The organism is Xenorhabdus cabanillasii, from assembly GCF_003386665.1.
In the GTDB taxonomy this organism is placed as follows: Bacteria; Pseudomonadota; Gammaproteobacteria; order Enterobacterales; family Enterobacteriaceae; genus Xenorhabdus; species Xenorhabdus cabanillasii.
In genome coordinates this window covers 3185625-3197829 of sequence record NZ_QTUB01000001.1, presented here as the reverse complement: position 1 = coordinate 3197829, position 12205 = coordinate 3185625, and the positions used below count along the sequence as shown (strand labels likewise).

Annotated in this window: 10 protein-coding genes and 1 pseudogene; 4 read left to right on the top strand and 7 right to left on the bottom strand. The window is 40.4% G+C overall.

The annotated features are described in order from the left end of the window. Window positions 1-38: 38 nt before the first annotated feature. Complete coding sequence (locus BDD26_RS14785; RefSeq protein WP_115826950.1) at window positions 39-2489, top strand: penicillin acylase family protein; 2451 nt, start codon at window positions 39-41, stop codon at window positions 2487-2489. A gap of 122 nt (window positions 2490-2611) precedes the next feature. Here BDD26_RS14785 and BDD26_RS14780 read toward each other — a convergent pair whose 3' ends face one another. From BDD26_RS14780 to BDD26_RS14760, 5 genes are all read right to left on the bottom strand, one after another. Beyond that, window positions 2612-3061: a GNAT family N-acetyltransferase gene (locus BDD26_RS14780; protein ID WP_115826949.1), complete on the bottom strand. Its 450-nt coding sequence runs from the start codon at window positions 3059-3061 to the stop codon at window positions 2612-2614. Between the two features lie 329 nt (window positions 3062-3390). Further along, window positions 3391-3714: a stress response translation initiation inhibitor YciH gene (gene yciH / locus BDD26_RS14775; RefSeq protein ID WP_115826948.1), complete on the bottom strand. Its 324-nt coding sequence runs from the start codon at window positions 3712-3714 to the stop codon at window positions 3391-3393. Beyond that, window positions 3707-4447, bottom strand: a complete 741-nt coding sequence (pyrF, locus tag BDD26_RS14770; RefSeq protein WP_115826947.1) for an orotidine-5'-phosphate decarboxylase — start codon at window positions 4445-4447, stop codon at window positions 3707-3709. Before pyrF ends, yciH begins: the two co-directional genes overlap by 8 nt. A gap of 98 nt (window positions 4448-4545) precedes the next feature. Beyond that, window positions 4546-5715: a lipopolysaccharide assembly protein LapB gene (gene lapB, locus BDD26_RS14765; RefSeq protein ID WP_038259928.1), complete on the bottom strand. Its 1170-nt coding sequence runs from the start codon at window positions 5713-5715 to the stop codon at window positions 4546-4548. Window positions 5716-5721: 6 nt separating this feature from the next. Beyond that, entirely contained in the window at window positions 5722-6036 is a 315-nt protein-coding gene (locus BDD26_RS14760) for a LapA family protein (protein ID WP_038259948.1), read from the bottom strand. A gap of 566 nt (window positions 6037-6602) precedes the next feature. Between BDD26_RS14760 and ribA the strand changes: the two genes are divergently transcribed. Continuing rightward, window positions 6603-7199 carry a GTP cyclohydrolase II gene (gene ribA / locus BDD26_RS14755; protein ID WP_038259929.1) on the top strand — a complete coding sequence of 199 codons (597 nt, stop codon included), beginning with the start codon at window positions 6603-6605 and terminating at the stop codon, window positions 7197-7199. Window positions 7200-7383: 184 nt separating this feature from the next. On the opposite strand, the pseudogene BDD26_RS14750 reads toward ribA, so the two are convergent. Next, window positions 7384-7518, bottom strand: a pseudogene (locus tag BDD26_RS14750) (transposase); the annotation flags it as partial. 7 nt (window positions 7519-7525) lie between these two features. Next, a complete protein-coding gene (gene acnA / locus BDD26_RS14745) occupies window positions 7526-10231 on the bottom strand; it encodes an aconitate hydratase AcnA (protein ID WP_115826946.1) in 2706 nt (901 codons plus the stop codon). A 239-nt stretch (window positions 10232-10470) separates the two neighbouring features. On the opposite strand from acnA, the gene BDD26_RS14740 reads away from it, so the two are divergent. Continuing rightward, window positions 10471-11286 (top strand): hypothetical protein, encoded by an 816-nt coding sequence (locus BDD26_RS14740; RefSeq protein ID WP_115826945.1) that lies wholly within the window; start codon window positions 10471-10473, stop codon window positions 11284-11286. A gap of 94 nt (window positions 11287-11380) precedes the next feature. After that, window positions 11381-11998 carry an FMN-binding negative transcriptional regulator gene (locus BDD26_RS14735; protein ID WP_038259932.1) on the top strand — a complete coding sequence of 206 codons (618 nt, stop codon included), beginning with the start codon at window positions 11381-11383 and terminating at the stop codon, window positions 11996-11998. Window positions 11999-12205 lie beyond the last annotated feature (207 nt).

Sequence of the window (12205 nt, the reverse complement as noted above, 5' to 3'; positions counted from 1 at the left end):
TGAAGGGATGTTTTTTACAATTGCTGGGAAAAAGAAACATGATATTTGAAACGATAAAAATAAAATCTTTCCTTAAAATGATTACCTGCATTTTTATCTCAGGCTTATCAGGGGGCTGTCTTCATCACGCTCCTGCGACACAAGCTAATAGTCATTCAGATAAATATGCAGAAATACGTCGCACCAGTTTGGGCATTCCCCATATTAAAGCCAAAAATTGGATTGGATTAGGTTATGGCTATGGTTATGTTCAGGCACAGGATAACCTTTGTACTATGGCAGATTCCTTTCTGACTTATCGTGGCGAACGATCCCGATATTTTGGCGGACAAGCCATACTGGTTTATGAAGGGATAACGAATAGAGTGAAAAATCTGGATTCTGATTTTTATCACCGCCATATTCTTTCAGAAGATATGCTGGAGCGTATGATTCAAGCCCAACCTGAAAAAGTCAGACAACTTGTTTCCGGCTTTACAGCTGGTTATAACCGATACCTGCACGAATTGCCCCTTCATAGCACAGCTCATCACGCTTGTCGCAATAATGCCTGGCTCCAGCCAATCAGTGAACACGATATTTATCGACGTATGTATGCTGCCTCACTCGCGGAAGGGTACATCCGTATGTTAACCAACATTGTCAGTGCCCAACCTCCCACTACATTATCAACTACAGATATTTCAACCTCAGAGTCACCAGTATCGACAACTGCATTTCGTTTGAACAGTTTGGTAAGCAGAGGCATTGGCAGTAATGTTTATGGATTTGGAACACAAGCCACCAATTCAGACTCCCCTCTATTATTTGGCAATCCGCATTGGTTTTGGTTTGGCCCAGACCGTTTCTACCAGGCTCAATTCACTATCCCTGGTGAAATCAATGTCAGTGGAGCGTCATTTTTAGGTATTCCCATTATCCAAATTGGTTTTAACAATAATATTGCATGGAGTCACACCAATTCGGTAACCGCTCGCATGGGTTTTTATGAACTCAGTTTGGCACCTGATGATCCATTAAGTTACCTCCGTGATGGCAAAAAAATAAAAATGCAAGCCAACACCATTACAGTTCAAGTTAAACAAGATTCTGGCGCTCTGATTCCTGTTACTCGCACATTGTATAAGTCAGAATATGGGCCACTGGTGAATCTTTCCCCACTACGTTGGGACACAAAAAAAGCATTTGCAGTTCGCGACATCAATCAAGAAAATTTCCGCTTATGGCGAAACTGGTTACGCTGGGGTCAATCCCGTTCTCTTGACGAATTTATTGCTATCCAACAGCAAGAAGCGGCTATGCCCTGGGTGAATACCGTCGCCGTTGGTCGTGGCAGTGATCAGGCCTGGTATGCGGATATGGGGGCTGTCCCTAATGTTTCCCCAGAGCAAATGAAAATTTGTACCACCAAATCCCGCCAAATCTTGGCTGCTCAATTGGAGCCGGGTATTCCATTTTTTGACGGTTCACACAGTTTCTGTGATTGGCAGAGTGACCCTGATTCAGTTCAAACAGGTGCTGTAGGACCTGCGCGAATGCCTAATTTGCTGCGCACTGATTATGTTGCCAATATGAACGACAGTTATTGGCTTACCAATCCCCAATCACCCTTGACGGGTTATCCTGTCATCTTTGGCCCCGATGGTAATAAGCCTGTCAGTATGCGTACACGTTTGGGCCATATAATGGTACAAGAACGTTTGAAAGGTCATGATCAGTATCCGGGGAAATTCATCAATAGTGAAATACTCCAGAAAATGGTTTTGAACAGTCGCGTTTTAACCGCTGAATTATTCAAATCTCAACTGATAGAAAAAGCCTGTCATTCACCGCTGGTCGATGTACAACATGACCCTATGAGCAATATAACCTACTCCTCTCCGCAACGAGTTAATGTAACCGCAGCCTGCCATATTCTGAAGGCTTGGGATAATAGTGGTCATATTACCGCGCGAGGAGCACATATTTGGGATGGTGTTTGGGAGCGTCTGCTGGACTTACCGGACCATATTTTATTTGCCATTCCCTTCAACAAAAATGATCCATTAAATACACCACGTAAACTCCATGCTGATATAACAGAAACACTCCGGCAAGCACTGGGAGCCACCGTGCTGGATTTAAACCACCGCGGATTATCACTGAATGCACAACGGGGTGACTATTTATATTTATCGCGAGGAAATAATCGTGTTCCTTTATATGGTGGCTGTGATGAAATCGGTTATTTCACTATTGCTTGTGTAAAAAGTATCGATGATACAAAACTCGCTACCTTTGGCAACAGTTACTTACAGATTATTAGCTTTCCAAATAATAAAGTAGAGGCTTATACTTCATTATTAACCTCATTGTCAGATGATCCTGCTTCGCCGCATTATAGTGACTCTACTCGTTCCTATAAGGCTAAACAATGGTTACATTTACCATTTGAAGAATCAGAAATTATCTCAGATCCAAATTATAGTCTTCTGATTTTAAAAGATTGATGTCTGACATTATTTGAGAAATTTTGAAAGAAGCATGTAGAAGTTATCGATATCAAACAGAATGAGGCACTTTCGCCTCATTCCCTCTATTAGCCACATGTAACCCTGAATCAAAAAAATTTTTATATATCTAAACTGTAATAATACTCTTCTTTTAAAACTTTTCCCGTGAAAACAAAACCAAAAGAAGTATAAAGTTTTTTAGCAATTAGATTATCATCATCTATCATCAAGATTACAGTTTTAACTCCTGTTTCTTTAAAGTAAGATAACATCGCTTCAAATGTCATTCTCCCTAGCCCTTTTCCTATGAATTTGTAATCAAGCATATATCGACAAATTTCCACTTCCTGTGGTTTCTGTTCTATATGTTTATACATAAAGAAACCAATCAATATTCCATTATGATATAAGGCTTTTGGCTTGAATTCAGGAAAAAATTTTGCTTCGGCAATTGAAATAGCATTGCAACAAATATATTCTTCCATCACAGTTCCAATACCATCTTTATTCGATGTTAATTCGCATATATCAAACAAATTATCTCTATCAATTTCACGTATTTCTATCATATATAGTAACCTTTTAAACTAACTTAGTGTCAATGGTGTGCTAAATAGATGTCTAGTTAACCTGTTTAAAAGTCAATCTGCTATTGTATTTTTTCAAAATTTAATAACAGAATCATCATGCGATTGCCCTAAGTAATAATGAATTTTAAAATACTAAAATCTTCTCATAATAGATAATCTAATTGAATTATTAATATTTAACTTTGAGATATAAAACGCATTGAATTTTGATTGAATCAATAGGCTGCTATCACAAGCTACACAATTAATTTACTGCATAGCTTGTGAAGATTTATGAAATGAGTATGAGGCGAAGATGAGAAACTAAATCAGCCACCAGCTAATTTCACTTTCATTCCTTTTTCTTCCAGCAATTGCTTCAGCAAATCACGCTTATCACCCTGGATTTCAATTTCACCATCCTTAACGGAGCCACCACAACCACATTTTTTCTTCAATTCTGCGGCCAGCCTGGCAAGCGCTTGATCATCAGCATCAATACCTGTGATCACACAAACCCCTTTCCCCTTACGCCCACTGGTTTGACGTTGAATACGCACGATACCATCACCTTTAGGACGAGCAGGTGTCACTTTTTCTTCTTGAATACGACCAATATCTGTCGAATACACCAGGCGAGAATTATTATCCATGAACGATCCCAATAGACTGATTAATTTGCTGTAATGCCAGTGCAGGATTTTCAGCACGAGTAATCGGACGACCGATTACCATATAATCCACACCTGTCTGAACGGCTTGTGGTGGCGTCATAATACGGCGTTGATCTCCGGCATCTGAACCTTCAGGGCGGATACCCGGTGTAATCAGTTTGAATTCCTGACCACATACCTCTTTCAATTGCTGAGCTTCATGGGCTGAACAAACCACACCATCTAAACCACATTGTTTGGTCAATTTTGCCAGACGTTCAGCATGTTGTGCTGGTGTGACATCAATACCTGTTCCCAACAGGTCAGACTGTTCCATACTGGTCAAAACAGTTACAGCAATTAGCAACGGGGCATCTTTACCATAAGGCAATAAAGCCTCTTTGGCTGCGGTCATCATTCTCTCCCCGCCACTGGCGTGAATATTGACCATCCAAACCCCCAATTCTGCCGCCGCAGCCACTGCTCTTGCAGTTGTGTTAGGAATATCATGAAATTTGAGATCCAAAAACACGTCAAAACCACGTTGATGTAATACCTGAATAAATTGTGGGCCATTTAATGTAAACATCTCCTTACCCACTTTCAGACGGCAGGACTGTGGATCAATCTTATCGACGAATGCCAGTGCTGCATCCTGATTGTCATAATCCAATGCAACAACAACGGGAGATTCAATCTGTTTACCTAAAGCTTGAGTTGTATGAGATGTCATTCTTTGGCCTTTAATTTACTAATGAACTTTATTTCGTGAATGAAAACTTCATAAATGAAAAAACATGTCGAAAAGTGCCACCAATAATCGTAACACTATCACTGACCATCTAAACCACGAATGGGTTTAATGGTGTCCCATGAACGACATGAAGGGCAATGCCAATAAAGTGAGCGAGAAGTAAAGCCACATTTATAGCATCGATAATCTGGTTTAGTTCGGATCTGCTCACCCACCATATTACGCAGAAGGATCAAACTTTCTTTAGCCCGGCCTTCTTCTGCGTCTGCCAAATGGTAATCCATCAGGCGATAAAACAGACGCATTGTCGGGTGACTTTCCAATTGACGGTTAATGTAATTTTGGGCGATATCACGCCCCTCTTTTTTCTCAACAATATCAGCCAAATGAAGTTCTGCAATTGCGCCACAATCTTCTTCTACACAGCGTCGAACAAAAGTTTCCCACTCTTCTGGTTGAGCAAGATCCTGATAACATTCCTGCAACATCGGCAGGGATTCGCTGACCAACTGTTTATCCTGTTCAAGAATGCGTTTAAGTACCTCAATCGCTTTGAAATACTCTTTTTGCGCCATATGAATACGGCCGAGCATGATAGAAACACGGGCACAATTCTTATCTGCCTGAGCTGCTTTGTTCAAATACCCAATGGCATTACTGAAATTCTCTTCTCCCATACCTTGCAGAGCCAATTCACAATAAAAGTGGGCAATCTCTTGCCGAAACTGCTGTTTACCCAATTTGACCAATTTCTCAGCAACATCAATAGCTTTGCTCCAGTCGCTGGTTGATTGATAAATAGTTAGCAAGGAGTTAAACGCATTTTCACGAAAATCCTTTTCATTGACTAACTGAACAAACATATTTTCTGCACGGTCATACAACCCGGCCACTGTATAGTCTCTTCCAAGCTGCTGAATAGCGAGCAAACGTTGTTCAAATGTCAGGGAGGCGCTTTCCATAAGGGATTGGTGAATACGGATGGCTCTTTCAACTTCACCACGAGAACGGAACAGATTTCCCAGCGTTAAATGGGCTTCAAACGCTGAACTATCTTCCTTTAACATATCAAGAAATAGATCAACCGCCTTGTCTTGCTGATTGGAGAGCAAAAAATTAACACCATCAACATATTCACGCGACAAGCGGTTTGCAGATTGCTGCTTATCTTGTTGAGCACTTCTGCGTCCCATATACCAACCATAAGCTGCAGCAATGGGAAGCAACAGAAACAACAGCTCTAACATGGAGAATTATTCCTTGTTTAAAACTACTGGAGAGGCAGTTTTAGTAGGTAGCTCAACTGGTTGTTCCAACTGAGTCTCCAGACGCTTAATTTTACGTTTGGCGCGTCTTAGTGACATACTGGTACGCAGATAAAATCCCCCACAAATTCCCCATCCAAGAGCAAAACCGATGGCAAACAATACCGCCAGCAGAGTAGATATCGAATAATTGCCTTTGGCAATCAGATAATTAAACGTTACTACTTGATTATTATTCGTTCCCAGAGTGACTGAGATAACAAAAACAACCAGTGCCAGTAATAAAATCACAAAATATTTCACATTGTTTCCTGTTATCGATTGTTGCTGATTAATATGCCAAATAACAGACATAGCGGCTTGCTAAATTAGCATTTCTCGTCTATGCAAAGGAAGCACTTTATCGCACCAAAGCAATATTTATCCCTTTTTGTGACAATATTCTACTCCTCTCCCCCCGCAGTTCCGTCACTATATTGGAATGATAACATCTAATATTTCTCCCAAAATACGTTTATAGTTTAGCATGCTAAATTACTGTAATTAATTTCTCTCATGTGTTATCTGCCAACATCTTTCTTTACGGACAAAAACATAATTTCTGTTATAATCCGAGCGCGTACATGCGCTGTAATCAGAGAAAATTTTCGCAGTTTTAGCTGATTTCCAAACTGGTATTGTTCTAAGTATCACAATATTTATACCCTATAAAATTCAAGATGCAGCGTGACGGTGAAGGAACAGATCTCCGGCAGCATAGATAACTATATGATAGAGACTGTGTGACCAGGTGAACCGACACCGCCAACAAACTGTGGCTTGAAAAACGACGGGTATATAACGAGCTAAATCAACATATGAATACAAAAATGCAGCTAAAACGAGTAGCTGAAGCTAAGCTGCCCACTCCCTGGGGCGAATTTATGATGATTGGATTTGAAGAGATAGAAACAGGCCGTGACCATGTTGCTCTCGTGTATGGTGACATTTCAGGTGATGAGCCCGTTTTATCCCGTATCCATTCAGAATGCCTGACAGGAGATGCTTTATTTAGCTTAAGATGCGATTGTGGTTTTCAGTTAGAGGCTGCTCTGTCACAAATCAGCAAGGAAGGTCGGGGAGTTCTGCTGTATCACCGCCAGGAAGGTCGTAATATTGGTCTGCTGAATAAAATTCGCGCCTATGCATTACAAGATAAAGGCGTTGATACTGTCGAAGCCAACCATCAGTTAGGTTTTGCTGCTGATGAGCGGGATTTCACTCTGTGTTCAGACATGTATAAGTTACTGAATGTTTCTGCTATTCGTCTTCTGACAAACAATCCGCAAAAAATTGAGATTATGCTAGGAGCAGGCATTAACATTGTCGAACGGGTGCCACTGGTTGTCGGGCGTAACCCCAATAACGCTTACTACCTGGATACAAAAGCTCGTTTAATGGGGCATTTATTGTCCAAATCCAGTTAATATCCTTTCTGTAAAAAAATAAAAACTGTGAAAAATAAAAACTGCGTCGGTGTGGGCGCAGTTTTTGTTTCTATCGTGTTAAGCGCATTAATCTGATAATTTTTTCTATTTGACCTGGGTTCTGTTTAAGCCGTTATTAAGAAGTCTTTTTCCGAATAGGAAATATTCAGTGACGGTTTCTTCTCACTCCTGTTTTCGCTAACTCATTGACGAGAGATTGACTGAGATAACCTTTATCGCCGTAAAGAGAACCGCTGAGTCCTTCGGTTAATTCACGTACAGACTGTCGGTTATCCACATTGCCTGGCGTGAGTGTTAGTTAATTTTTATTTCAACATATTGCGGATCACATAATGCAATATGCCGCCATTGTAGAAATATGCCAGCTCAGTGTTGGTATCAATACGACAACGGGCATTAATCCGTGTTTCCTCCCCACTGGCATAAGTAATTTTTACCACAATAATTTGTCCGGGTTGTATGTCACTTAATCCAGTGATATCAATACGCTCGTCTCCCGTCAGATTAAGTGTTTTGCGACTGACGCCCTGCGGAAACTCTAATGGCAATACCCCCATACCAATCAGGTTAGAACGGTGAATACGTTCAAAAGATTCCGCAATGACTACTCTTACTCCCAATAGCCTGGTTCCTTTTGCTGCCCAGTCACGACTGGAGCCAGAGCCATACTCTTTACCAGCAATAATAGCCAGCGGTTTTTTCTCTTCCTGATAACGCATGGCTGCATCATAAATAGCCAGCTGAGTTTGCGATGGAATATGACGTGTATATCCCCCTTCAATACCGGGCACCATTTCATTGCGGATACGAATATTGGCAAAGGTTCCACGCATCATAACTTCATGATTTCCACGCCTTGAGCCATAAGAGTTGAAATCTTTCGGAGCCACACCATGTTCCTGCAAATATCTTCCTGCCGGACTGTCAGCCTTGATATTTCCTGCGGGAGAAATATGATCCGTGGTTACCGAATCCCCCAGAATTGCCAGAATATTGGCCTGATGGATATCAGTCATCGGCTCAGGTTCGGGTGTCATATTATTGAAGAAAGGCGGAAGACGAATATAAGTTGAATCTTGCTGCCAGGAATAAGTGGCTGAACTTTCAACCTTTAATGCCTGCCAATCTTCATCACCGTCAAAAACAGCATTATATTCTTTATGGAACAGCTCTGTTCTGACTTTTTCAACTGCCTCAGCTACTTCTCTGCTATTCGGCCAAATATCTTTCAGATAAACATCGTAGCCTTGTCGGTCTTGCCCGATTGGTTCTCTGGTCAGATCCTTCTTCATGCTGCCGGAAAGCGCATAAGCAACGACAAGTGGTGGAGAAGCTAGCCAGTTAGTTTTGACCAAAGGATGAATGCGCCCCTCAAAGTTCCGGTTACCGGAAAGTACCGCACCAACGGTAAGATCAGCCTGTTTAATCGCCGCTTCAATCGGATCTGGCAATGGTCCAGAGTTACCAATACAGGTGGTACAGCCATATCCCACGAGATTAAAACCTAGCTTTTCAAGATAGGGCATAAACCCTGTCAGTTTCAGATATTCTGTTACAACTTTTGACCCCGGTGCCAATGAAGTTTTAACCCACGGTTGCCGTTGTAAACCTTTTTCAACCGCTTTCTTGGCAAGTAAACCTGCGGTCATCAAGACACTGGGATTCGAGGTGTTTGTACAAGACGTGATGGCCGCAATAACAACAGCCCCTTCTTGTAATGAAAAAGTATGGCTATCAAAAGTCACAGGTACAGTTGCCTGACCCCCTTGTTTTTTCTGGAGATCCAGATCTATAGCGGATTGGAAAGCCTTTGGAACATCGCCCAATGCAACCCTGTCCTGAGGTCTTTTTGGCCCCGCCAGACTTGCTTCCACCTTAGACATATCTAGCTCCAGACTACTGGTGAAGACAGGTTCATCACCTGCATTGCGCCATAACCCCTGTTGTTTGCAATAAGCTTCAACCAGTGCGATTTCATCTTCACTGCGTCCGGTTAATCGCATGTAATCTAAAGTAATTTCATCAACAGGGAAGAAACCACAGGTCGCACCATATTCCGGTGACATGTTGGCGATAGTTGCTCTGTCAGCCAATGGTAAATCAGCCAGACCATCACCATAAAATTCGACAAACTTACCGACCACACCATGCTTACGCAGCATTTGTGTTACAGTCAGAACCAGATCCGTCGCAGTAATCCCTTCACGTAACTTACCTGTCAGTTTGAAACCAACCACATCAGGTATCAACATGGAGACAGGCTGCCCTAACATCGCAGCTTCGGCTTCAATTCCGCCAACACCCCAGCCGAGCACACCAAGCCCGTTAATCATCGTGGTATGAGAATCTGTGCCAACCAATGTATCGGGATAGGCAAAATCTTTTCCGTTATGATTTTCATACCAAACTGCCTTACCCAAATACTCAAGATTAACCTGATGACAGATCCCCGTTCCGGGCGGCACAACGCGGAAACGATTGAACGCTTTTTGTCCCCAACGCAAAAATAAATAGCGTTCATAGTTACGTTCCATTTCGATCTTAACATTCTCTGCAAATGCCTGTTCAGTGCCGAATTTATCCACCATAACTGAATGATCAATCACCAGATCAACGGGAGATAATGGATTCACTTGTTCAATATCTCCGCCAAACCGTAAAACAGCTTCTCTCATAGCTGCAAGATCGACTACAGCAGGTACTCCGGTAAAATCCTGCATCAATACACGAGCCGGACGATAGGCAATCTCCCGCTCTGCATGGCCGTTTTGTTGCCATGCCACCAGCGCTTTCAGATCATCTTCAACAACAGAATCACCATCAATGTTACGCAGGAGGTTTTCGAGCAGAACTTTCAGAGATTTTGGAAGACGGGATATTTCACCTAATTGCTCGGATAACAGAGACAGACTGTAATAATGGTAGGTTTTACTGCCAAAGGATTTATTGTTAATGGATTTACTGTTAATGGAAAGTGTTGAAGCACAGTCCGTTTTCAACTTAAACGACATAACTCCTCCATTCTTATATTTATGATCAGTTACACCATTAAACATAACATATTCGTGAATAATTGTTGTCCAGCTATCACACATTTTACTGACACTCTGTAAATCCTCATTTATTGATAAATTTTAGTGATGACAGCCGCAAAATGGATGTGTTTTATTGATGAGCGTAACCGATATTCAGTGCTCTGAATATTTTCTAAAAATAATTACTGCTTATTATTAATGATTAGAGGTGAATTATGGATAAAGAAATTATCACAAAACGTGAAGAATATTTAAATCAGATCAAACAGGCCGAGCAATTTTTCTTTTATGATATTGAAGACCATTTCACCTTGTCTGATCATCGATTCAGTGATACTGATGGCCTTGTTCAGTTTGTCATTACTTCACAACTCAGTGATAAATCTGCTGTTATGAAGAAACTGAATGAAATAAAGAAAATCCAGATAGCACTTTCTTCCATTGCTACTGATTATATCATCAAATATTCCAACACTCGTGGACGGCAATACAGAACAGATGTGCAATTCTGGGGTGATATTATGGGTAAATTACCATTAATGAGCATCCGAAATATTGAAGAACAGACATATCATCATGTTATGAAAGGTTTTTCTATTGCAACAAATTTACTACAGCTCATTATGGATATCGTTGTGAATACACAATCCCCAAGTATGAAAAGCTTTTCTCAGTTCCTGCAAAAACAAGGAGATGCCATCAGACTTGGATTGAAAAAAAATAGCGATCATTATTCCACTCTCACATTAGCAAGTGTTATTGAAGCGGTTGGGAATGAAGATCAAGTGATGTATATTCCCAAAATGAAACTCTATAAACTGGATTTTGATAGAAGTAATTCAGAAATCACATCAAATTGTGCTTCTAATGAAACTATTAATGTTGAATTTATCTATTCTTCCTGCGTATCATTATTTGATTATCAAGCATTAGAAGATCCTGAAATTAAAACTGCCTTTGAACGATTTATCCTTAAAAATAAACAATCTTCGATAGAAAGATCAGATAACTTTTTTAATGGCGAATTTTAAACTTAGCTTGATTACATAAGCCATGCGATTACCATACCAATTTGTCAGAGCTATTCTTAAGCCACTTGAACAAATCTATATCGGAGTCACAAACATGCATGTACCTCATAGAATGAAAATGAAAAACCAGGAAGATATCACTAAATTTATTTCTACTTATAGCTTTGGGCTATTAGTTTCTCCCTCTTTAACCGGAACACACCTTCCATTTGTATTTAACCCTCATGAAGGAGAAAGTGGTGTTTTATACGGCCATATTGCCAAAGCTAACCCACACTGGAAAGAGCTGGAAAATCAGAACGTTTTAGTTGTTTTTACTGGCCCACACGCCTATATATCCCCTACATGGTATGAATCCACTCATGCCGTTCCAACCTGGAATTACACGGCAGTTCATTGTTACGGTGTCACAAAATTTTTAAACTGTGAAGAAACCAAATTGGCTTTAGAAGAATTAGTCAACAAATATGAGCCGGGGTTAATGAAAAATACCGAATTAATGCCAGAAGAGTACCTTAGTAAACAACAACAGGCTATTATCGGATTTAAAATTATCATTAATGAAATACACGCTAAGGAGAAATTAGGACAGCATAAAAATCAAGGCGATCAAAAGGGTGTCTTTACTGCCTTGCAGGCAAGTAAAATAGAAGATAATAAAGAACTCGCTAATTATATGAAAGTGCGTAGTATCGGCACAGGAGAGTCATAAGCTACTTTTCGTATTATTTTGAATAAATTAAATTATTTTTACCTATTAAAAAATATCTCTCCAGAAATAATAATATTTCAGAATGGAAACGACATGCCATATGAAACTAAACAACAAGTATACATTATCATAATTTGCTTGTTATTTGGTGAAAATAGATGGATAACTATTTATCATAGTAATTGTTTTACATTTTTATGGAGAGAT

Bases quoted from the DNA above. Each gene is read 5' to 3' on its own strand.
- ribA (WP_038259929.1), top strand. From the start codon at position 6,603: ATGCAGCTAAAACGAGTAGCTGAAGCTAAGCTGCCCACTCCCTGGGGC.
- BDD26_RS14785 (WP_115826950.1), top strand. From the start codon at position 39: ATGATATTTGAAACGATAAAAATAAAATCTTTCCTTAAAATGATTACC.
- BDD26_RS14740 (WP_115826945.1), top strand. From the start codon at position 10,471: ATGGATAAAGAAATTATCACAAAACGTGAAGAATATTTAAATCAGATC.
- BDD26_RS14735 (WP_038259932.1), top strand. From the start codon at position 11,381: ATGCATGTACCTCATAGAATGAAAATGAAAAACCAGGAAGATATCACT.
- acnA (WP_115826946.1), bottom strand. From the start codon at position 10,231: ATGTCGTTTAAGTTGAAAACGGACTGTGCTTCAACACTTTCCATTAAC.
- BDD26_RS14780 (WP_115826949.1), bottom strand. From the start codon at position 3,061: ATGATAGAAATACGTGAAATTGATAGAGATAATTTGTTTGATATATGC.
- yciH (WP_115826948.1), bottom strand. From the start codon at position 3,714: ATGGATAATAATTCTCGCCTGGTGTATTCGACAGATATTGGTCGTATT.
- lapB (WP_038259928.1), bottom strand. From the start codon at position 5,715: ATGTTAGAGCTGTTGTTTCTGTTGCTTCCCATTGCTGCAGCTTATGGT.
- pyrF (WP_115826947.1), bottom strand. From the start codon at position 4,447: ATGACATCTCATACAACTCAAGCTTTAGGTAAACAGATTGAATCTCCC.